This is a genomic window from Capnocytophaga canis (assembly GCF_000827555.1).
GTDB classification, from domain to species: domain Bacteria; phylum Bacteroidota; class Bacteroidia; order Flavobacteriales; family Flavobacteriaceae; genus Capnocytophaga; species Capnocytophaga canis.
The window spans coordinates 129,400-152,632 of record NZ_CDOI01000001.1 but is presented as its reverse complement, the minus strand read 5'-3'; the positions used below and the strand labels follow the sequence as shown (position 1 = coordinate 152,632).

At 34.3% G+C, this 23,233-nt stretch carries 22 protein-coding genes; 8 read left to right on the top strand and 14 right to left on the bottom strand.

The genetic code is table 11. From position 1 onward, the window contains the following. Positions 1 to 85: 85 nt before the first annotated feature. The 8 genes from CCAND38_RS00635 (at position 86) to CCAND38_RS00600 (ending at position 8,589) form a co-directional block, all read left to right on the top strand. Positions 86 to 676 carry a non-canonical purine NTP diphosphatase gene (locus CCAND38_RS00635; RefSeq protein WP_042007976.1) on the top strand — a complete coding sequence of 197 codons (591 nt, stop codon included), beginning with the start codon at positions 86 to 88 and terminating at the stop codon, positions 674 to 676. A 202-nt stretch (positions 677 to 878) separates the two neighbouring features. After that, entirely contained in the window at positions 879 to 1,502 is a 624-nt protein-coding gene (locus CCAND38_RS00630; RefSeq protein ID WP_042008091.1) for a 3'-5' exonuclease, read from the top strand. Between the two features lie 260 nt (positions 1,503 to 1,762). Continuing rightward, the gene (locus tag CCAND38_RS00625; RefSeq protein WP_042342968.1) at positions 1,763 to 4,123 is read left to right on the top strand and encodes a 3-hydroxyacyl-CoA dehydrogenase/enoyl-CoA hydratase family protein; all 2,361 of its coding nucleotides are present in this window, start codon (positions 1,763 to 1,765) and stop codon (positions 4,121 to 4,123) included. 5 nt (positions 4,124 to 4,128) lie between these two features. Further along, positions 4,129 to 4,851, top strand: coding sequence for a copper homeostasis protein CutC (locus tag CCAND38_RS00620; protein WP_042342966.1), 723 nt, complete (start codon positions 4,129 to 4,131; stop codon positions 4,849 to 4,851). Between the two features lie 126 nt (positions 4,852 to 4,977). Then, a complete protein-coding gene (locus CCAND38_RS00615; RefSeq protein WP_042342965.1) occupies positions 4,978 to 5,760 on the top strand; it encodes a glycoside hydrolase family 16 protein in 783 nt (260 codons plus the stop codon). A gap of 81 nt (positions 5,761 to 5,841) precedes the next feature. Beyond that, the gene (locus tag CCAND38_RS00610) at positions 5,842 to 7,056 is read left to right on the top strand and encodes a metallophosphoesterase (protein WP_042342963.1); all 1,215 of its coding nucleotides are present in this window, start codon (positions 5,842 to 5,844) and stop codon (positions 7,054 to 7,056) included. An 86-nt stretch (positions 7,057 to 7,142) separates the two neighbouring features. Beyond that, the gene (locus tag CCAND38_RS00605) at positions 7,143 to 7,862 is read left to right on the top strand and encodes a hypothetical protein (RefSeq protein WP_042342960.1); all 720 of its coding nucleotides are present in this window, start codon (positions 7,143 to 7,145) and stop codon (positions 7,860 to 7,862) included. Beyond that, complete coding sequence (locus CCAND38_RS00600; protein WP_052458046.1) at positions 7,849 to 8,589, top strand: carboxypeptidase-like regulatory domain-containing protein; 741 nt, start codon at positions 7,849 to 7,851, stop codon at positions 8,587 to 8,589. The genes CCAND38_RS00605 and CCAND38_RS00600 overlap by 14 nt, the downstream gene beginning before the upstream one ends. Positions 8,590 to 9,210: 621 nt before the next feature. Here the strand turns inward: CCAND38_RS00600 and CCAND38_RS00595 are convergent. The 14 genes from CCAND38_RS00595 to cmk form a co-directional block, all read right to left on the bottom strand. Further along, positions 9,211 to 11,916: a TonB-dependent receptor gene (locus CCAND38_RS00595; RefSeq protein WP_052458044.1), complete on the bottom strand. Its 2,706-nt coding sequence runs from the start codon at positions 11,914 to 11,916 to the stop codon at positions 9,211 to 9,213. A gap of 471 nt (positions 11,917 to 12,387) precedes the next feature. Next, positions 12,388 to 13,146: a carboxypeptidase-like regulatory domain-containing protein gene (locus CCAND38_RS00590; RefSeq protein ID WP_042008098.1), complete on the bottom strand. Its 759-nt coding sequence runs from the start codon at positions 13,144 to 13,146 to the stop codon at positions 12,388 to 12,390. A gap of 312 nt (positions 13,147 to 13,458) precedes the next feature. Continuing rightward, positions 13,459 to 14,571, bottom strand: coding sequence for a molecular chaperone DnaJ (dnaJ, locus tag CCAND38_RS00585; protein ID WP_042007989.1), 1,113 nt, complete (start codon positions 14,569 to 14,571; stop codon positions 13,459 to 13,461). 11 nt (positions 14,572 to 14,582) lie between these two features. Beyond that, the gene (locus tag CCAND38_RS00580) at positions 14,583 to 15,122 is read right to left on the bottom strand and encodes a nucleotide exchange factor GrpE (RefSeq protein WP_042007991.1); all 540 of its coding nucleotides are present in this window, start codon (positions 15,120 to 15,122) and stop codon (positions 14,583 to 14,585) included. 222 nt (positions 15,123 to 15,344) lie between these two features. Beyond that, a complete protein-coding gene (locus CCAND38_RS00575) occupies positions 15,345 to 15,836 on the bottom strand; it encodes a phosphoribosyltransferase family protein (protein ID WP_042008100.1) in 492 nt (163 codons plus the stop codon). Positions 15,837 to 15,964: 128 nt separating this feature from the next. Continuing rightward, a complete protein-coding gene (gene pepE / locus CCAND38_RS00570) occupies positions 15,965 to 16,684 on the bottom strand; it encodes a dipeptidase PepE (protein WP_042007993.1) in 720 nt (239 codons plus the stop codon). Between the two features lie 57 nt (positions 16,685 to 16,741). Next, positions 16,742 to 18,481 (bottom strand): ABC transporter ATP-binding protein, encoded by a 1,740-nt coding sequence (locus CCAND38_RS00565; RefSeq protein WP_042342958.1) that lies wholly within the window; start codon positions 18,479 to 18,481, stop codon positions 16,742 to 16,744. A 245-nt stretch (positions 18,482 to 18,726) separates the two neighbouring features. Further along, positions 18,727 to 19,260: an RNA methyltransferase gene (locus tag CCAND38_RS00560; RefSeq protein ID WP_042342956.1), complete on the bottom strand. Its 534-nt coding sequence runs from the start codon at positions 19,258 to 19,260 to the stop codon at positions 18,727 to 18,729. 27 nt (positions 19,261 to 19,287) lie between these two features. Then, positions 19,288 to 19,479 carry a hypothetical protein gene (locus CCAND38_RS00555; RefSeq protein WP_042007999.1) on the bottom strand — a complete coding sequence of 64 codons (192 nt, stop codon included), beginning with the start codon at positions 19,477 to 19,479 and terminating at the stop codon, positions 19,288 to 19,290. A 14-nt stretch (positions 19,480 to 19,493) separates the two neighbouring features. Continuing rightward, positions 19,494 to 20,210, bottom strand: a complete 717-nt coding sequence (bshB1, locus tag CCAND38_RS00550; RefSeq protein WP_042342954.1) for a bacillithiol biosynthesis deacetylase BshB1 — start codon at positions 20,208 to 20,210, stop codon at positions 19,494 to 19,496. A 12-nt stretch (positions 20,211 to 20,222) separates the two neighbouring features. Continuing rightward, the gene (locus CCAND38_RS00545; RefSeq protein WP_042008003.1) at positions 20,223 to 20,771 is read right to left on the bottom strand and encodes a glutathione peroxidase; all 549 of its coding nucleotides are present in this window, start codon (positions 20,769 to 20,771) and stop codon (positions 20,223 to 20,225) included. Positions 20,772 to 20,856: 85 nt separating this feature from the next. Continuing rightward, complete coding sequence (locus CCAND38_RS00540; RefSeq protein WP_042008005.1) at positions 20,857 to 21,624, bottom strand: TIGR02757 family protein; 768 nt, start codon at positions 21,622 to 21,624, stop codon at positions 20,857 to 20,859. Next, on the bottom strand, positions 21,621 to 22,280 hold the full coding sequence (locus CCAND38_RS00535) for an ABC transporter ATP-binding protein (protein ID WP_042008007.1): 660 nt from the start codon (positions 22,278 to 22,280) through the stop codon (positions 21,621 to 21,623). Before CCAND38_RS00535 ends, CCAND38_RS00540 begins: the two co-directional genes overlap by 4 nt. A gap of 141 nt (positions 22,281 to 22,421) precedes the next feature. Further along, on the bottom strand, positions 22,422 to 23,162 hold the full coding sequence (cmk, locus tag CCAND38_RS00530) for a (d)CMP kinase (RefSeq protein ID WP_042343025.1): 741 nt from the start codon (positions 23,160 to 23,162) through the stop codon (positions 22,422 to 22,424). Positions 23,163 to 23,233: the final 71 nt, after the last annotated feature.

Here is a 23,233-nt window from a genome sequence, read left to right as displayed (position 1 = left end):
AAGAGGCAACTAAAATAGTGTGCCTCTTTTCTAATTATATTCACTATTGACTGTTTTACGTTTTTTTTATTTAATGGATTGAAATATGTTAAAAATTGTTTTTGCAACCAATAACCTCAATAAACTCAACGAAATTCAAGCTTTGATGCCTGATAGTATACAGGTTTTAAGTTTAAAAGATATCAATTTTGATGATGATATCGAAGAAACCGAAAGCACCATCGAAGGAAATGCAGTATTAAAAGCTCAATATATCAAAAAGCACTATGGATATGACGTTTTTGCAGATGATTCAGGGTTAGAAGTGGTTACATTAGACAATCAACCAGGTGTTTTTTCAGCTCGATACGCTGGAAACCATAGGAGTGACACTGATAATATAGCTCTTTTGTTGAAAAATATGCAAGGACAAACTAACCGAAAAGCAAGGTTTAAAACGGTGATAGCCTTGTGTATAGGAACTGAAGTACACACTTTTATTGGCATTGCCGAAGGAGAAATTACCCAAATACCAAAGGGGACGAATGGTTTCGGTTATGACCCTATTTTTAAACCAGAAGGCTATGATCAGACTTTTGCAGAGTTATCAGCTTCTGAAAAGAATGGTATTAGTCACCGAGGAAAAGCGGTTAAACAGTTAGTAGAGTTTTTGTCTTTTGGAAATAAGAAAAGTTAGAACATTCACTTTTTTTTGTGTTTTTGACAAAAATCGTATGATATTCTCACTTTAATCCTAATGAATTGGTGAAATTTCTTCTAAAATGAATACAATCAAGATATTTAGAGTATTTATAACCATTCTCATTTGTTAAGTGAATTTAAGAGTAATTTTCGGTAGTCTAACAAAAAGGCTAAAACAATCAAAGACAAAACATAAAATGTCAATATTCAATATATTTTCGAAAAGACAAAAAGATGATTTACCTCTCAATAAAGTGAAATTTGTGGTGTTCGATACTGAAACTACGGGGTTTAATTTCGCAACGGATAGAATTTTATCTATTGGAGCAATCACGATTTTGGATAATCAAATGTACGTGAAAGAAAGTTTCGAAATTTTTCTGCAACAAGAAAAATCAAACCCCGAAAGTATTCCTATTCATGGAATTATCAAGGAGCATAAGTACAACAAAGTTCCAGAAAAAATGGCTGTCACCATTTTTTCAGACTATGCTAAAGATGCCGTTTTAGTAGGACACCATGTAGGATATGACATTAAAATGATTAATACAGCTCTCGAACGACATCAACTACCAACTCTCAAAAATGAGTTTATCGACACAAACTATCTATTTAAAAAGACCAAAGTAATCAATTATCTTCTTAAAAATGATAAAAATTATAGCTTGGATGAAGTTTGTCAAGAGTTGAACATAACCACTCACGATCGACATAACGCAGCTGGTGATGCTTTCCTAACAGCGATTGCTTTCTTAAAAATACTTCATAAACTCGCTGAATCAAAGAAAATTACAACTCTAAGCAGATTATTAAAATTGTAAAATTTTCTTAGTTTGTCGATTTACGCATTGTTTGACATACGAAAAATCATTACATTTGTCACTTGTATGGAACTTAAAAAACGATAGCTTCCTTATTTAATTCAATAAGATTTAAAGCTTTTTAAGCATATGGGGAATGAAAGAGAGGTCTCAATTATCTTCGTATATAAATGTTTTTTCAGGTAAAAAGTGTATGTATATAGCGGGAAAAGAGATTTGAAAATCAGAAATAATAGGTATTCCCATACGTATTTAGGGTTATGCGACGAATAAAAAAAATAGCGGTTATTGGTTCAGGAGTGATGGGTAGTAGCATTGCATGTCATTTCGCGAATATTGGTGTAAAAGTTTTGCTATTGGACATTGTACCAACACAACTCAACCATATAGAACAAAAAAAAGGATTTTCATTGTCCGACAAAGTGGTGAGAAACCGAATAACGAGTGAAAATCTGGAAAAAATTCTAAAATCAAATCCTTCCCCCATATATCATCCACAGTTTGCTAAACGTATAGAAATCGGAAATTTAGCTGATGATTTACCTAAAATAGCTGATGTTGATTGGATTATTGAGGCTGTGACCGAGAATTTGGAAATCAAAAAATCAGTCTTTGAAAAACTGGAGCAATATCGAAAACAGGGAACACTCATTACTTCAAATACTTCAGGATTGCCTGTCCATTTTTTAAGTGAGGGGCGTAGTGAGGATTTTCGTAAACATTTCGCAATTACGCATTTTTTCAATCCACCTCGCTACTTACAGTTGTTAGAAATCATCCCAAGCGCTGATTGTCAGTCGGATGTGGTTGATTTTTTGTTTTTTTATTCTGATAAATTTTTAGGAAAGACGCCTGTTTTAGCTAAAAATACACCTGCGTTCATAGGTAATAGAATCGGTATTTTTGTTATGATGCATACTTTGCATCAGATCAAATGGTTAAATTTAAAAATTTCGGAAATTGATGCTTTGACGGGAACTATTATTGGACGTCCGAAATCAGCAACTTTTCGAACAGCTGATGTTGTAGGGTTAGATACCTTGGTACATGTAGCAAAAGGAGTTGAAAAGAACTCCACAGACAATCAAGATAAACACCTATTTCAAATTCCTGATTATGTGTTGAACATGTTAAAAAACAATTGGTTAGGAGCTAAATCAGGACAAGGGTTCTACAAAAAAATAGATAAAGAAATTTTTGAGTTGGATTTACGTGCTATGGAGTATGTTCCTTGTCAGCAAGTTGTATTTCCGTTGTTGAATGAAGTTAAAAAAGAGGAGCTGAAAGACCGTTTTTTACTCCTAATTCAGGGGGATGATAATGTGTCGTTGTTCTATAAACGGACTTTTGCGGCATTGTTTGCCTACATCCAAAATCGTATTCCAGAGATTTCAGATACGCTTTATCAGATTGATGATGCTGTTAGAGCAGGTTTTGGTTGGCAAATAGCACCTTTTGAAATTTGGGATGCTATTGGACTTGCCAAAGGAATTGAGTTGATGCAATCAATGGGTTATGAAACAGCCGATTGGATTCAGGATATGTTGCGTAACAATCAGCTATCATTCTACAAGCTAACTAAGGAGGCAACATATTTTTACGATATAAAAACAAAGAAATATCGAAAAAAAGTAGGACAAGAAGGATTTATCATCCTTGATAATTTTCGTTCGGAAACCCTTTGGAAAAATGATGAAGCGAGTATCATTAATTTGGGTGATGGTATTTTGAATTTAGAATTTCATTCTAAAATGAATACCATTGGTGGAGGAATTTTGGAGGGAATCCATCGAGCGATTGATTTTGCTGAAGAGAAATTCCAAGGAATAGTTATTGGAAATCAAGCAGAAAACTTTTCCGTAGGAGCGAATATTGCGATGATCTATGCAATGGCTACAGCAAAAGAATACGAAAAATTGAACCAAACAATAGCCTATTTCCAAAATACAATGATGCGACTCCGTTATTCGTCAATTCCTACGGTAGCTGCAATCCATGGGATGACCTTAGGGGGAGGTTGTGAGTTGAGTCTACATACCGATAAGGTGGTTGTTGCTGCAGAAACCTACATTGGTTTGGTAGAGTTTGGAATAGGGTTAATTCCAGGTGGAGGAGGTTCTAAAGAATTGACAGTCAGGGCTTCAGATGGTTTACGAAAAGGAGATGTGATATTGAATCGTTTGCAGGATTATTTTCAGACTATCGCAATGGCAAAAGTTTCAAAATCAGCTTATGAGGCCTTTGATTGGGATATTTTGCAAAAAGGGAAGGATATAGTAGTGGTTAATCGTTTACGACTTATTGCCGAAGCTAAAAAACATGCTCTGTTACTTGCTGAAGCAGGATACACTCGTCCTATTGAACGTGACGATATTAAAGTGTTTGGAAGACAATCATTGGGAGCTTTCCTGGTAGGTACGGATTCGATGCGAGAAGGAAAATATATAACCGATTATGACAAAAGAATAGCCGATAAATTGGCATATGTAATGTCAGGAGGTGATCTTTCCGAACCTACTCTCGTTTCGGAACAATATTTGTTAGATTTGGAACGTGAAGCATTTTTGTCTCTGTGTACTGAACCACAAACATTAGAACGAATAGCAAAAATTTTAAAATAAAAGATATGATTTACGAAATATGTGCAAGTTCCTTTGAATCAGCAAGGAACGCTCAATTGGCAGGAGCAAATCGCATTGAATTGTGTAGTGAATTAGGAGTAGGAGGAGTTACTCCAAGTTATGGGCTTATTAAAAAAGTTATGGACGAACTTTCTATCGAAAATTGTGTGTTAATTCGTCCAAGAAGTGGAAATTTTACCTATACAGATGAGGAATTTGATGTGATGCTCCGTGATATTACTTTTTGTAGAGAATTGGGCTGTAAAGGTGTGGTTACAGGAGTTTTAAATACAGACAACACCATAGATAAAGAGCGTACACAACAATTGATTGAGGCGGCGGGAGATATTGATTTCATCTATCACCGAGCTTTTGACTGCGTTCCTAATCCAGAAGAAGCCTTACATCTATTAAAAACTTTGGGAGTAAAACGGATTTTAACTTCAGGAGGAAAAAAATCAGCAGTGGAAGGGTTGGACATACTTAAAAAACTTAATCAACAGGCTGAAGGAAAGATTACCATTATGCCAGGAGGAGGAATTAATCCACAAACAATTTTAAAGATTAAAGAAGCAGGATTTAACGAAGTACATTTTTCAGGCACCGTTTTTGAGAAGTCAGCTAACGAAATGCCTTTTTCTTTCAATACGGCAAGTTTTTTAGATGAATCGGTGCGTCCAATTTCAGGAATCGAACAGATAAAAACTATTATGAACGCCTTGAAGTAAACTTCTGTGTTTATTTTTCTGAAAGTTTTACACAATTACAAGTAAAACCTTATATTTTTTACTTTTAAATAATTTATTTTCAGTTATTTATTTGAAAGGAAATTCTTCAACTAAAATTATTTGAAAATGAGAAAAATTTTGATGCTCCTTTGTTCTGTATCCCTGATGGTGAGCTGTAAAACTTCTTTTGAAGTTGGTAGCAAAAAAGAAAAGAAATGGCGATTGGTTTGGGAAGATGATTTTGAAAGAGATGATATTTTTTCCACAGGCGTTTGGTCAAAAATTCCGCGTGGTAAATCTGATTGGAATAACACAATGAGTTTGGACGAATCACTTTTTGAAATAAAAAATGGAAATCTGATACTCATTGGGAAGAAAAACGACATCGCTCCAGATGATTCTTCTAAATTTGTAACAGGAGGTGTTTTTACCAAAAACGGGAAATATTTTGAATACGGAAAGGTAGAAATTCGTTGTAAACTTGAAGCTACACAAGGCTCTTGGCCAGCAATTTGGATGCTTCCAAAGGTAGGAAAATGGCCTTATGGTGGTGAAATTGATATTTTGGAACGATTGAATTTTGATAATTTTGTATATCAAACCGTACATACGCAATACACACAAACGAATAAAGAAAATCCTAAACATTACACTACTTTTCCCATAAAACCAGACGATTACAACACTTATGCAGTAGAAATTCAGCCTAACGAATTGCGTTTTTACGTCAATGACCAATTTACGTTTTCATATCCCCGTATTGAAGGAAATCCAGAACAATTTCCTTTCGGAAAACCTTTTTATTTGTTGATTGATATGCAGTTAGGAGGCTCTTGGGTCGGAGATGTCCCTGATTTTGAAAAACCAATCCGTATGTATGTTGATTGGGTTAGATATTATCAAAAATAATTTGTATAAGGTGAAAATTGAAAATTTTAGGAATGATTTTTGTACTTCTCACGAAATTGGAGAAGAATTTTATTTGAAAATATGTACATAATACTCATTTTATTTATAGTTGTTTATCTTTTATTGGCACGTTATGCTAATCAAGCTCTGAAAACGCTGAAAATTTCTCAAAAGGGTAGGTATGTTTTTGGAGCGATTTCTGTTTTGGTTATTGTAAATGTAGTTTTGCAGTGGCTCTTTCGTACCAAAGCCGTATGGACTATCTTTCAGCAGTACTCAATGGGGGCGTTAATTACTTGGTTTATCATACTTGTTGTGTCATCTTTTATTTTATTTTTGGAAGATATACAACGGATTGGTGTTGCGATATTTCGGTATAAATCAGCGGGTGATAAATCAATTCCATCAAGAAGGAAATTTGTCAGTTTGTTGGCGTTGGGAGTGGCTTCAGTTCCTTTTTTATCAGTGGTTTACGGAGTTACAAAAGGAAAATATAATTACAAAATTTGGAAATACACACTTTATTTTGACGATTTGCCAGAGGCTTTTGATGGGTATCGGATAACTCAAATATCTGACATTCACGCAGGAAGTCTTGATAACAAATCGAAAATACAATACGGAATAGATTTGATTAACCAACAACAGAGTGATGCCATTATGATTACAGGTGATATTGTAAATAATTTGGCTAGTGAGTTGCTTCCTTGGAAAGATATTTTGAAGCAATTAAAGGCTAAAGATGGTGTCTTTTCTGTTTTAGGAAATCACGATTATGGAGATTATTCCTCTTGGGAAACTCCCGAAGCAAAGGCAAAAAACCTTGAAGATTTAAAAGAAATACAACGTGAAATGGGATTCGATTTGATTTTGAACGACCATCGTTATATTGAAAAAAATGGAGAAAGGATTGCCATTTTGGGAGTTGAAAATTGGGGGTACGGACGATTTTCAAAGTATGGCGATTTGGAAAAAGCAATGCAAAACGTTTCAGATGAAGATTTTAAGATTCTTTTAAGTCACGACCCAACGCATTGGGAGTACGAAGTGTTACCTGAAGACAAAAATATTCAATTAACACTCAGCGGACATACGCACGGAATGCAAGTAGGTATTGAAATAGAGGGACTTGTGAAATGGAGTCCTTCAAAATGGACTTACAAATATTGGGCAGGAATGTATGAGGAGGCAGGAAAAAAACTGAATGTTAATCGTGGATTTGGTTATCACGCATTTCCAGGACGTGTAGGAATTTGGCCAGAAATTACCGTAATTGAATTGAGGAAAAAACAATAAATGTTAAACAAAAATAGTTTTTACTTAAGTTATCTTTGTAAAATTAATAATCCTTCACTGAGTTTTGCTTATTATTTTAATACATTATGCGTAAACTTTATATACTTATTTTTATCTTGTCTTTTGTACAACTTTTCGCTCAGAATAAAGATATATTTCAAGGACGTATTGTGATGAATGATTCCATTCCTGTATCTGATGTTCATGTGCAAAATCTTCATAATGAAAAGTTTACAACGACTGATAAGGAAGGTTATTTTACCATATCTGCATCGGAAAGTAATGCTTTGCAATTCACCCATGTAAGTTTACAGACTACACATCGTCTGCTGAAAGCGACGGATTTCGGTACAGTTGTAGTTATCAAAATGCGTACTCTCATTCACGAATTGGAAGGTGTTGAGGTTCAGAAAGCTCCTGATATTACTGCTCAAAGCTTAGGTATTTTGCAACATACTCCGACTCAACGTACTTATAATGAAAAACAACTTTACACCAGTAGAGCAGGAGGATTTGGTTTTATTGCCTTACTTAACAAAATTTCGGGTCGAACCAAGATGTTGCGTAAGGTACTGATGAATGAACAAAATTTAAAAGTAGCAAACTATATCATTGATAATATGAGTGAATTTCTCAAAAAAGAACTTAATTTAGATGAAGAAGAAATACGTTATTTAGCGTATTATTTAATGGAAAATCCAGAATATCATCGAGTAACGCAAAATAAAGAATCGAAGACTTTACAATTTATGTTGATAGATTCATGGCTACAAATACAACAAGAAGCGAACAATGAAAGTGAATAATTTTTTTTTGTGGTTGTGTTTTTGTGTTAGCTTACCTTTAATAGCTCAAAATGATCTTGTTATCAAAGGTAAAGTTATTCATAATAACCAACCTTTACCGGGGGTGCATATCCAAAATGTCGATAAGAAAAAATTTGTAACTACGGATACTGAAGGATTATTTTTAATTCATGGAGAAGTAGGGAACGTACTTAAATTTACCCATGTGGGTAAAAAAGACTTATATCGAAGTGTTAATAAGGAAGATTTAGAAAACGAGTTACTTATTATAGAACTGAAAGAGCAAGTTGTTGAATTAGAAGGGGTTGAAGTTAAAGAAACAACTGTTACAGCAAAAGATTTTTTAGGATATACGCCCAAAAAACGAACTTTAGAAGAGAAACGTAGCTATGCTAATAACAATTTTTGGGCAGGTTCAGGATTCCCTCCCATTAATATTTTAGCTATATTGAATGCCATTTCAGGGAAAAGAAAATATTACAAACAAGCTTTAAAAAATGAGACAAATTTAGCTGTGGCTAACTACATTATTGATAATATGAATAGGTTTTTGAAAAAAGACCTTGGCTTAGATGACGAAAAAATAAGTGTATTGGCATATTACGTAATGGAAAATACTGATATTCATAATCTTGTAAAATCAAAAAATGACAAACAATTAGAGTTTATGTTGACGGACATTTGGGTTACAGATTTATCTGAAAAGTTAAAAAATAAAGGAAAATAGTCTGTTCCTCTTCTTCGAGTTGAATGTAGCATATGTAAAAAATCTATCAGTTTTTATCCCTACTGTTCGATTTTTACTGTTTGAGATGCTTCGGAACAACTTTGAAGTATAAAAATACGACTTCCCTCTGCCCCAAACAAGGTACAACCCTCCTATTTTTAGAATTAGGGCAAAATTTTACCTTGTAAACATACTTTTTAATCTTATTTCTTGTTAAATTAACTAAAAATTAGATACTCCCAAATCTAATATAGTCTATTTAGATTTTTGTTTGCCTTGCCAAATTCAACTTATTTGATTTCCTTACCTCCGACCGTCTGTGTGTACCCACGATTTAAAGTCTGTAATCCTTTAAAAACGAAGATAAATTCTGCAAAAAAAACTACTTTTCTTCAAAAATAGCCTGTAAGCCACAAATTTTTGTGTCATCGCAATCGAACTTTTTATACAAAATCCAATTTTTGGCATTTTACCGAGTTTCAAGTTTGTCTGAAAAACACAAATATTCATATGTTATATCACAATAATCATTCGAGATATTTGTACAAAAGTGTCTAAAAAAGAAAAGAAGCTATCCGAAAAGTCGGACAGCCTCTCTCTTTTTTATATCTCCATACCCTCTTAGAACGAATATCGCATTGAGAAGTTCCAAGTTCGACCGAAACCAAAGCGAACTCGGTTTTTTACATCAATTCCTTTATAAACTTGACTATGTTCAGTTGCGTGAACGCTATCGCTTGACTCGGTAATATAAGTTGCATCAAATATATTATCAACATTGAATCTAAAATTCATAACATGACTTTTAAATAATGGCAACCTGTACGAAACTCCAAAATCAACCAAATTATAACTAGGCAAACGGAGAGCTCCTTTTTCTGCCAAACTTCTATCCGTAAAGGCATATATATCAATATTGGAATACAAACGATCCACATATCGCCAATCCAGATTAACTATAATCCTATCAATAGGGGTAACTTCTGCTCCGAGTACGAATGTAGTTTGAGCTGTTCCTCCAATTTTTGATTTGTCCAACAATAGAGAAGTTCTATCAGATATTGAATTTGTCAAAATGTAAGGCTGACTGTCTTCAGTTCGAAAAGTTTTTGCATCTGCATTTCCATTATAGAACCAATCACCAACTGATAACATGCCACGTACTTTCAGATATTCATTCACAATATAGGAAGCTTCTAACTCAATTCCTTGATGAACCTCACTCAAATTAGAAATATCCGCAAAATAAGACGTCTGATTTATATCAACATCTCTTAGGTTCACGCGTCGTAGGAATCGATCTGTCCAAGTAGTTCGGTAAAAATTTGCTTTAGCATTAAAAAAATCAGTTTTGTAGCCATATCCTAATTCAATACCCAAAACTTTTTCATTCACATTGTCTGGACTTGCATAGTTCAAATCACCTCGATATACTGCATCAAAAATAGGTTGTCGGCTGTAGAAGCCTATGTTTACAAACACGTTATGACGTTCGTCAATATTTTTGTTGATTCCTGCCTTTCCATTGAATCCCAACATTCTTTCGTAATCGGTAGTTCGTGGCATCTCGATAGTTGTTCCAGGAACATGTGTACCTTCCTTCATAAAGTTATCTACGCGTTGATACCCTTTTTCAGAAATGGAACCTTGGACGAACATACAAATATCATCCTCTGCATACTCAAATTGCCCGAAAACTCCTAACCAATAGACTCTACCTATGTTGTTGTATATGATTGAATTCTGTACCGGATCAATACTATTAAAAACATTGTAAATACTTGAATTATTTACGACTGCAGAGACGTTATTCTCACCTATATTTTTGTTTGAATTATCACGAATACTCTTTGCTCCTAAGAAATTCTCAACAATTCCATAGTGATATCCCTGATAGTATCTACCATCAAACCCAACATCCAAGGTAACTGTATCCCAAATTTTTTGTTTATAATTGGTTAAAATTCCAAACCAATCGTGTGAATTTACCCTTGCATAACGAAGCAACACATCATCTGGAGATGTAGCCTCTTGATTGTTTCGAACAATTCTATCAAAGTCGTATAATCCTGTCTCTAAATCTCGGAATGAATTGATTTTCAATCCTCTACTTGCCCCATAATCGCTTGTTCCATAACCACGACCAAAAGAAGCATAAGCAGTAGTATTGACCTCGGCTCTATCTGTTGCTTTCCAATCCCAATTTAAGCTGAACACAGGCTTGTGGAAAACATTTTTCCGGATACTAAATTCCTTACCATCCAAATATCCCCAATCTGCATTGTATCTTCGATTTGGTTTTCCATTTGTACTATATTTCAAGGCATCTGCAATGGAAACTAATGACGAACTCTGATCATGTTGTAAAGGCGATCCTGTAAGCATTAATTGGAATTCGTGTTTTTCTACTGGGTTATACCCCAATGCTAAAAAATAATTGTATCCCTTAAATTGTGTCCCATCTACATATTTAGAGCCTCCTACATTTCCAAAAAGGAAAGAAGATGAAAATCCTTTTTCGTTTTTTCCTGTATTGTACGTCACCGAAGTTTTGTACTCACCTCCATTTGCTACATAGGCATTGACCATTCCTCCCTGCTTCATGAAAGCAGAACGCATCACAATGTTAACGGTTCCTCCCACTGAAGGTATGGCTAATTTGGATGCACCAAGACCTCGTTGTACTTGCATAGCCGTGGTTACGTCGGACAATCCTGTCCAGTTACTCCAATACACACGCCCATTCTCCATGTCATTGACAGGCATTCCATTAATCATTACCGCGATGTTTTCGTTAGAGAAACCTCGAATATTAACACTTGAATCTCCATAACCTCCCTCTCTTACTGTATACGTTGATGGAACTCGCCGAAGAAGCTCCGGAAAATCACGGTTTCCTAAACGGCGTTTGATTTCAATTCTATCAATAGTAGTCGCTGCAGTTGGAGTTTTCCTTTCTTCAGCAATATCAAACATATTATAGTGTGCAGAAACCATAACCCCAGCTAAGGTCTGTCCTTTCTCGTCCCATTGTAGTGCTACCTTTACCTTTCCTCTTTTATTAGTCAAAATTCGATACGAAGATCTTCTGGAAATATACCCCATATAAGAGATCACCAATTCTCCTGACTTTGAAGAAACTGGTAAAATAAACTCTCCTTTGATATCTGTCGCTGTACCTACAAGTTTACCTCGCACAATCACGTTAGCTCCCACCAACGGCTTCTTAGTCTTAGCATCGACTACTTCCCCTCTCACTTCGTATTGCCCATAAGCAACAACTCCCAACAGTAAACATACTATTGTCAACGTCCATTTCTTTATCATATTTATACTCTCTAAAAATTCAAATTTGCCATCCGAACACTACAAAGATAGCTTTTTAATCGAAATATGCAAATGACTTTTGTCCATCAATAGAAAAAAAACAAAGCCTTTGTATTTTATAACAAAATGTTTTTCTGAACGTTTTTGTTAATAAAGGACACCTTTATCTTTTAAATAACAATTTCTAATATCATTTATTTGTTAAACAAAAAGAAAACATGTGATTCTTTCAATCTGTTTTATTTTTATTTTTTTCACTTCATTTCGTTATTTTTTTTCAACAATGAACTGTTAATAACTGAAAAGATAACATTTTGAGCTACTTTTATTACTTTTTACCCCACTTATACCAACACACTTTTTTATTTTATGGAGTATGTACCTCTTCAATAAAATCAACTCGAAACTAAACGGAATTGCAACACAGTTTATAAAAGATTTCTTTTGCAAACTAAATTATAATTGCAAAAACTATTTTTTCTTTCTGTTCAAAACACGATACTCTTCATAGCAATTGCTAATTGCATCCAAAATTTGTAGGTCATTGGCTGACATAATAAACTCATTAGAGTAATTACACGAACGTATAATATTCTCTAATTCAGCTCTATCAACTTGTAGTAATTCGAGTAAAGTTTCTCGATCGTAACGTTGCGAAAGTGCATCACTCAACTTGTTATCATCCTTCAATTTCTGTAACTTCCTAACTTCTTGACCTTTAGAACTAAACAACCTATACAGCATATCAGCAGGATTCATCACAGAACTCAATATACGACCAACCATACTTGCATTGGCTCTACTCTCATATCCAATCTCCAATCCTGAAATACTATACCTTTTATTCTCATTAACAGGCGCATTTTTAGCATCAATATCTAAATAACCTGTTAATTTATAAGGAGTTATAACCACTTCTTCCAAAGCGTACGCCAACTCAGTCATCCCTATTTTAGTATCAGGAAAGCGAATCATATCATTGGTTACCAAAACTTTAATAGATTTATACCCTAAAAAAGATAAATACAAGGTATCGTTAACAGCTGCCTTTATAGAAAAATCACCCTGCTCATTGGTAGTAGTACCTTTAACGTTATTCAAATTCAACACATGTACGTTAGCAATCCCTTTGTTATCTTGAACGCTATACACAGTTCCTTTTACTTCGGTGGATTGAGCTGATAACATCCCTGTAAACAAGGTTATCATTACAAATAAAACTTTTTTCATACGTTTTTTTAATTCAACAAATATATCCTTTTTGGTCATACTAATTATCTGACGGATAAAGATAGTAAACTAAAATAAATTACTATTCAAAAATATTGTTTTTTGTATTTATTTAACATTTATTGCATATCCCATCGTTTTATTCAATTTGTTATATAGGATTAATAAACATTAACCAAATGTACTTGTTTTTAGACAAGATATATAAGTAAATCAAAAGGTTGATTCGCTATTCAAAAAAAAGAAACTTCGACTACATCGCTTTTAAAACGAATATAGTCGAAGCCTAATAAAACAACATAATCAATCTCTCTATGAAAACATATCTTTCACTTTTTCAAAAAACGATTTATCCGTTTTTTCTACTTTTGGTGTGAAATTTTCATTATCTCGCATTTCTCTAAAAAATTCTTTTTGTTTTTCAGTCAAATTTTTAGGTGTCCAAACATTCACGTGAATAATCAAATCACCTGTCCCATAACCATTTAGACTGGGAACCCCTTTGCCTTTCAATCGCAATATCTTTCCAGATTGCACTCCTTCATCCAGCTTAAATCGCACTTTTCCTGTGACCGTTTCAATTTCCTTTGAAGCTCCTAAAACAGCTTCTGGGAAGCTGATATATAGGTCGTAATGTAAGTTTTCACCTTCTCGTTTGAGGGTCTCATGTTCTTGTTCTTCAATCAGTACTAATAAATCCCCTGCAATACTATTTTTCCCCATCGCTTCATTTCCTTTGCCACTGACTTTAAGCTGAACACCATCCATTACACCTGCAGGAATTTTCACACTAATAGTTTCTTCAAATATTTTAAGCCCTTGACTATCAGATTCAGGAGGTCGATTTTCAATAATCTGACCACTTCCTTGACATGACGAACATGGTGCTGAGGTTTGCATCATTCCAAGCATGGTTTGCATTTGGCGAACTACTTGACCTGAACCATTACAAGAGGGACAAGTTTTATAGGTAACTCCCTCAGCCTTCACTTTTCTTTTAACTTTAATTTTTTTCTCAGCTCCCTTAACGATATCTTCTAAGGTAACTTTCAAACGAACTCGCAAGTTTTCACCTCGCAAACGCGTTTGACTTCCACCTCCAAATCCACCAAAACCAGAAAATCCAGAAAAATGACCTCCGAAAATATCCCCGAAATGGCTGAAAATATCCTCCATTGAGGAATGATATCCACCTCCTGCTCCTTCAAAAGCAGCGTGTCCAAAACGGTCGTACTGAGCTCTTTTGGTATCATCACTCAACACTTCATATGCCTCCGCTGCTAACTTGAATTTCTCTTCTGCATCCTTGTCTCCAGGATTTTTATCCGGATGATACTTCAAGGCTTGTTTGCGGTATGCTTTCTTTATTTCAGCGGCATTTGCCGTTTTTTCAACTTCTAATATTTCGTAGTAATCTTTTTTCATTTAATGATAAGTTATTGTCCTACAACTACTTTCGGGTATCTTATAATTTTATCTCCCAATTTATATCCTTTTTCAACCACATCAATAATTTTCCCTTTCATATCTTCGGTCAAAGCTGGAATTTGCGTAATGGCATCGTGAATTTCGCTATCAAAAACATCATTAGGAGCAACCTCTACCTTTTCTAAACCTTTTGATTTTAAGGTGTTTATAAATTTATTATAAATAAGCTCCACTCCTTTCAACATGTTTTTATCCTCTGATTTTGAAATTTCAACCAACGCCCTGTCAAAATCATCAATCACAGGCAACATCGATGACAAAATGTCTTGTCCTGCGGTTTTGAATAACTCAACACGCTCTCGAGTTGTACGTTTTTTATAATTCTCAAACTCAGCAAATAAACGCAAAAATTTATCTTTTTCCTTTGCTAACTCTTCTTCAATGGAACTTTTATCTTCTATATTCTCTATTGCTTCATTCGTAATACCTTCATTTTTAACTTCTTCGTTTGATAAAGGCTCTTCTTGAACGTGTTTTTCTGTACTCATTATCTATTCATTTAATTTTACTACTCCATCATATATAAAAAAGTATGCCAATGACGTCCTATATGTCAATTTGGCATTGTGATATAAAAATTTGATTTTTCTATAACTAAGCTTATCGCAAACTTATAAAAGAAAACGCTTTACTTCCCTACACGGATGAAATAATTTGTACAACATCACCCTAAAAATGAAGCTCTTCCAATCTCTTCTGTAGCTACTAAACTAGTTCAAACAAGCAACATAATTCCCTTCTGTAAAATCCACAGAAATATGCTCTTGCAAACTGGTGGATAGGGAAATACCCTTAAAATCCGCCTTAATAGGGAAATTTTTATGATTACGATTGACCAAAACAGCGGTAGTAAGTCGTTTTAGCGGAACTTCTAAAAAATGTTTAACTCCGTAAATCAAAGTCAGACCAGAGTTCAGTACATCATCGACCAGTACTACCGATTTATTTTTATAATCCTCTGAATCTATAGACGTTGAAATTCCTTCCAAAGGATTTCGTTTATTCATTTTCACTTTGCAAAGCGCTACTTTCAACGAACATATTTCTGAAAGATAAGCGTTTAATTTCTCAGCAAACAGATATCCATTACCTTCAATTCCTGCTAAAATGATTTCCGATTCATTTAAGTGTTTTTCGTAAATTTGATATGCAATACGCCGAATTTTGTTTTCTATATCTTGGTGACTTAGGATTATTGTCATGGTTATATTATTTCTCATTTAGTGGTTGAAACATAATCTTATAATGCAACTTTTTGACTTACAATGGATTCAAAACATAAAATCAATTTACTGATACTGAGCATTCTCGTAAACTGAAAATTCTGAAATTATCTATCCATTTGCTTAAATAATGATGAAAAATCCTCATTAGTAGCTTCAAAAGGCTCTTTGTCCTTAAGAAATATACGAGCAGTTAATGTCCCTTTTAAAATAAATCTATTACTTTCGAAAAGAATACTGCTACCTTCACGCAACCCAACCACAGGAGTATCATTAAGCTTATGAAATTCTTTAATCCGTGTTTCCCGAGTTTCACCCTTGTGTTTACTGTCGGGATCAGGATCAAGATAATGTGGATTCAAATTAAAAGGTACTACTCCCAAAGTATCAAAACTTGGGGGATAAATTATAGGCATATCATTGGTTGTTTGCATCGTTAGTCCTGCAATATTACTACCGGCACTGGTACCAAAGTAGGGTATTCCGCTTTCAATAACCTCTCTTAGCGTTCCCATCAAATCAAACTGATAAAGCCGAGTAACTAATAGGAAAGTGTTGCCTCCGCCTGTGAAAATGGCTTTAGCTTGATGAATTGCTTCTTTGGGATTTTCAAAAGTATGCAATCCCACAATTTTCTTACCTATACTCTCAAATCCTTTTTGAGCAATTTGCGTATATTCATCATATGACACACCACTAGGCTGTGCGTAGGGTACAAACAAAATTTCATCAACATTTGCAAAAAAAACGGCTAACTCTTCCTGCAAATATGACAAGTAGGTACCTCCATAAATAGTTGATGTACTGGCTAATAATATTTTTTTCATAGAATCATTTGAGAAAAACAACGTCGCAAGGTAGCAATAAATCCGGAAATATCAAAATCACACTTGAGAATCATAAAACGCCTTGTAGAATCCATTTTGTTGCAACAAGGATTCGTGCGTACCACTTTCTACCAATTCTCCTTCATTGAGCATAAAAATTTTATCTGCATTTTTAGCCACCGATACTCGATGGCTGACAATAACCACTGTTTTGTTTTTTAATGTGTCGTGTAAATTCTGTAATATTTTTTCCTCCGTTTCTGTGTCCACAGCTGAAAGTGAATCATCTAATAAATAAATTTCTGCATCTTTAAGTAAAGCTCGTGCAATGGAAATCCGTTGTTTTTGTCCCCCACTAAGCGAAACACCACGCTCACCCAAAATAGAATCATACTGATGGGTAAAATCCATTATATTATCGTGTACGACTGCTTCTTGAGTGGCTTTTACGATTTGAGTATCAGTTGCTTGTTTATTAGCAAATAACAAATTATTTTTTATGGTATCGGAAAACAGAAATGATTCTTGTGGCACCACAGCAATGGCTTCTCGCAAACTGTGCAAATTTACCTCTCTAATAGGCTTATTATCTATATAAATTTCTCCTTTCGACACATCATACATCCGAGCAATTAGATCGATGATTGTAGTTTTCCCACTACCTGTTTTTCCAATAATAGCTACAGTTTGTCCTTTAGGAATATCAAATGATACATTTTTCAACGCTTCAATACCTGTATCTGCATATGTAAAGCTCACATTTTCAAAGCGAATATTCCCATTAATTTTTTCAATATTAGGATTATGATTACGAATATCAGGAATTTCTGCCAAAAATTCATTAATTCGTTTTTGCGACGCTTCGGCTTGTTGAACTATCGAACTTACCCACCCTACCGTAGCTACTGGCCACGTGAGCATCATCACATAAATACTAAATTTGGCTATCACTCCAATAGAGGTAATCTCTCCTAAGTAGTACAACCGACCTCCCATAAAAATCACAAAAATCAAACTCAACCCGATCATTAGAATCATAGTAGGAAAGAAAATAGCTTGAATTTTAGCTAATTTGATATTCTTCTGACGTCCTCGTTCCGCTAGGTCGGAAAGTTGCTGATTAACCAAAGGCTCATTATTGTAGGCCTTAATGACGTTTATTCCTGAAAAAGATTCCTGCGAAAATGTTGATAAATCGGAAAGAAACTGCTGAACAACCAAAGTTTCGCGGTTTATTTTCCTACTCATCACATAAATCAAAGCTGAAAGAATCGGTAAAGGAATTAAAGTATAAAGCGTCAATTCCACCGAAGTGTAAAGCATCAACGGAATAACACATGCAAATAAAGTAATGGTTTGAACACTGTACATGATAGCTGGACCAACATACATGCGTACCTTACTTACATCCTCACTGATGCGATTCATCAAATCACCTGTACGATTTCTTTTGTAAAAACTCAATGAAAGCTCTTCATATTTAACAAAAATATCATTTTTTAGATCAAATTCAATATATCGAGATACATTTATGATTAATTGACGCATAAAAAACGTAAGAATAGCCGAAATTATAGTTGCTCCGATAATTATTAAAGCATATTGTATCAAAAGTTGAACAATGTTTCCATTTTTATCCGATGATTTAGCATATTCCTCAATGGCTATAATCGAATTTTGAACATATTCAGGCATAAATAGCGAAAAAATACGTGCTAAAATCGTGATGAATATCCCTAAAATCAGATGGTATCGGTATTTAAAAAAATATTTTCGTACATATCGTAAATGTGTCATTGTTCGTATATTTAGACCGCAAAGGTACGTATTAATTGGCAAATGACAAATTGATTCATTCGGCTACCTCAGCTCAATAAGTATACAAACTTCTCAAAACGATTGATTAAATCTTAATACATAAACTTGGAATAAAAAACACGGCATTTTAGCCGTATCGTTACATTTTATTCTTATAGATAAATGATTAATCTCTTCAAAAAATGTATATATCATTTTGTCGATTCATTTGTTTTTTGATAAATTTAATTACCATAAATCTTCTGCCATAAATCCCAAATTACAATTCCTGCACTTACTGAGATATTGAGTGAATGCTTCGTTCCATATTGAGGAATTTCAATGACCCTATCAGAAGCCGAAACCACTTTTTGCTCCACTCCTTTGACTTCATTTCCAAAGATTAAAGCGTATTTTTGTTCCTTTTGAGGCTGAAACTCATTGAGCATTACAGCATTTTCAGTTTGTTCAATACTGATAACTTTCACATTTTGAGTCTTTAAACTATTCACTACTGAAAGTGTATCTTCGGCATATTCCCAACAGACGCTTTCTGTAGCTCCCAATGCTGTTTTGTGAATTTCTTTATTTGGAGGAGTTGCCGTGATGCCACAAAGGTATATTTTTTCGACCAAAAAAGCATCTGCTGTTCTAAAAACAGAACCTATGTTATTTAGACTCCGAACGTTATCCAAAATAACTATTAATGGAGTTTTTGGAGCTTTTTTAAACGCATCAACATCCAATCGAATCAATTCGCTATTTGCTAATTTTCGCATTTTGTGAATATCCTAATTTTCGAGAATTTACTCCTTACCACATTCTTGTTGCTCAGGCATCTTTCCGCAGAAACCACAAGGTTCTCCCGTTTTGTTTAAATGCGGATTTTGACTGGCACACGTACCTGAAAATTTTCCACCTTTTTTTGCCCATATTTTGATAGCTATTCCTGCTATACAAAGTGCTAAAATTCCTATTGTCAATAAAATAAGTTTCATTTTTATTTCTATTTTTATTTTAAATCATATAACGTATTTACAGCTACCACGCGTTCCATTGTAAATCCCTCAGCAAAATCCACACTAATCAACCGACCTAAATCTCTGGCTCGATAGGTTACGCTATCCAAAAAGTTTTTATCAGAAATCGGGGTATTAGGTTCATTGTTATTTGCATCATAGAATTGAGTTTTATATGCCAAAACCGATGCTAATTTTTTATCCATAAACCCTGAAATGTCAACTACAAAATCTGGTTCAATATTTTTCCATTGAATATAATGATAAACAACCTTGGGTCTCCATGCTTCTTGCGTAACTCCCTCGTGTACAGTTTCTATCTTCCGAAGCCCACTCAAAAAACAAGCATCACTTACCAATTTGCTACCTCTGCCATGGTCTATATGCCGGTCATCAATAGCATTACAAAGTACAATTTCAGGACGATATTTACGCAACATTTTGATAACTTCCAACTGATGAGCTTGATCATTAACAAAAAATCCATCAGCAAATTTTAAATTTTCACGTATCTCCACTCCTAAAATCCTTGCTCCTTCCCTAGCCTCTTGCTTACGGATTTGCGCGTTACCACGTGTACCTAACTCACCTTGTGTAAGGTCTACAATTCCTACTTTCCGACCAAGAGACACTTCTTTAGCAATCGTTCCTGAGCAACCTAATTCTACATCATCGGGATGTGCTCCAAAAGCTAATATATCTAATTTCATCTATGTAATAACTTAATTTTCAATCCAATTGATAATCTCCTGATCATCCGGTTGGGTGCGTGGTGAAATTACTTTTTCTAATTTTCCGTTTGTTCCGATTAAATATTTCTGGAAATTCCATTGTACTTCAGAATCTTGCACTCCGTTTTTACTCTTTTGAGTCAAAAATTGATATATGGGATGAATGTCATCTCCTTTTACTGTAATTTTTTCCATCAAAGGAAAAGTTACGCCGTAATTCACTTTACAAAACTGTGCAATTTCAAAATTTGTACCTGGTTCTTGCGATTTGAAATCATTAGCAGGGAATCCAATAATTATAAAATTCTGGTCTTTATATTTTTTATACAAAGCCTCCAATCCCTCATACTGAGGCGTAAGCCCACATTTGGAAGCTGTATTGACAATCATTATTTTTTTTCCTTTGAGTTTCGAAAAATCAAACTTTTTGCCACTAATATCTTTAACAGTAAATTGATAAATAGTATTTTTTTCCGTTCCTGTTTGTGCTTTTACCAACACAAACATCAATAAAGCTAAAATAGTGAATATTTTTTTCATTTTTACAATTATTTTTTAAATTAAACTTCAATAAGATTTATTATTTATAAATTTTATAAGACTTCCATAAGATAAATAGTTACCATCATGCAAAACCTTCAAAGATTCCTAATCCAAACAAAGCAAAGTCGTATTTAGCGGGATCGTTAGGGTCGAATCGTAGTAAATGACCGTTCAATTCCGTTAAAGCCTTTATATCATTTTGCGGACGCGTAATCAGCCCCAAAGAACGTGCCACATTACCTGAATGTACATCTAACGGGCAGGATAACATCGCAGGGGAAATACGCTTCCAAATACCCAAATCGACCCCTGAATTGTCATTGCGAACCATCCAACGCAGATACATATTGATACGTTTTGCTACGGAACCTTTACGAGGGTCAGGCAAGTGTTTGAGAGAACGATTATATTTTAAATCTTTGAAAAACAAACTTTTAAAATTTGAAATTCCTAACTGTAAATCGTTGTTTTCAACACTATCAGCCAAAGCGTTTTCCAATCCATCATAATGCGTATAAATATGTTTTAAACTGATAATAAATTGCTCGAAATCTTGTCCGTTAAACGTTCTATGGACAAAATTTTGCAGACGCTTCAAATCATTTTGAGTATGCGACATCACAAAATCGTAAGGTGCATTCCCCATTAAGTCCATCATTTTCAATCCGTTATTTATAATAGACTTTCGCAATCCCCACGCAATAACCGAAACTAAAAAACCTGATATTTCTACATCTTCCTTAGCGGAATACCTTTTAGGAATCTGTAAGGGATCGGTCTCAACAAATTCTGGTCGATTATATTTCAGTACTTTCTCGTCTAAAAAATCTTTTAAATCACTAATTATCATATGAATTTACCATCAAGCATTGTTAATTTTCGGTCTGCCATATTCGCTAAATCCTCATTATGTGTAACTATCACAAAAGTCTGATTAAAAGTTTTTCGCAATTCAAAGAACAAGTGATGCAGATTCTCGGCACTTTCCGAATCTAAGTTGCCACTGGGTTCATCAGCAAGTACTACTGCTGGATGATTCATCAAAGCTCTTGCTACCGAAACACGTTGTTGCTCTCCACCTGATAAAGCACTGGGTTTATGATGAATACGGTCTGATAAATTTAAAAATGATAACAGTTCCTTAGCTCTGTTTTCCGCCTCTTTCTTTGCTGTTCCTTTAATAAAAGCGGGAATACACACGTTTTCAAGTGCTGTAAATTCGGGTAGTAGCTGATGAAATTGGAAAATAAACCCAATATGCTCATTACGGAATTTCGACAAGGACTTCGATGATAGTTCATTAACATTTACGTCATTGATTACCAATGAACTATCTTGCTGCTGATTTGCTAAATCAAGTGTACCTAAAATATGTAAAAGCGTAGTTTTCCCAGCTCCTGAAGCTCCAACAATCGAAACAATTTCTCCCTTATGTACGTGAATATCAACTCCTTTGAGTACTTCTAAACCGCTGTATGTTTTATGTATATTAGTTGCTTTTATCATTTATATAGAAAGTGATTTTATAGCTTTAAATTGCTATATTTTTTGAATAAATACGAATTTAATAATTAATTCAGTGATAATTAATTTAAATAATTCGAATATGCTCCAAAACGAAACTTTTGATTTTTTTGGTTAAAGGAATTAAACTGTTTCGTCTGAAATTCGCTGGTTTGCTAAGTCGAGTATTTTCTGTACTTGCTGGTCAAACGTCAAATTGGAATTATCGATTTCAACAGCATCTTTAGCTTTCAACAAAGGAGACTCCTTGCGTGTGGTATCTAAAAAATCTCGATATTGAACGTTTTTTAAAACTTCCTCAAACGATACTTCTTCGTCTTTTTCTAGCAATTCTTTGTAGCGACGCTCAGCTCGAATTTGTTCGGAAGCTGTCATGAAAATCTTCAGCTCTGCATTAGGGAACACTACTGAACCAATGTCCCTTCCGTCCATTACAATGCCTTTCTCTTCTGAAAATTTCCTTTGTAAATCAACTAAATAAGCGCGTACACTCGCTACTTTTGCTACTTCACTCACCAAATTAGCTACTTCAATTGATCGAATTTCTTTCTCTATATTAACATCATTCAAGTAGATTTCAGAAAACTGTAACTCGGGATTATATTTAAACTTAATATCTGAATTTTTTAAAGCCGTCAGTAATTCTTGCTCTTTAAGATAAACTATCTGTTCATCTTGCTGTTTATCAGTGTTTTTTACTGTTTTTTTTTCAACAAATCCTTTTTGCATTGCCAAATAAGTTACAGCTCGGTACATTGCTCCAGTATCCACATAAACATACCCTAATTTCTTGGCAACAACCTTAGCCGTACTACTTTTCCCCGTGGATGAATATCCGTCTATAGCGATAATTATTTTCTGCATTTCCCTTTCTTTTATTGTCGGCAAATATACAATTTTAGTTTCAATATCTTTTATATTAAACGCTATGTTTA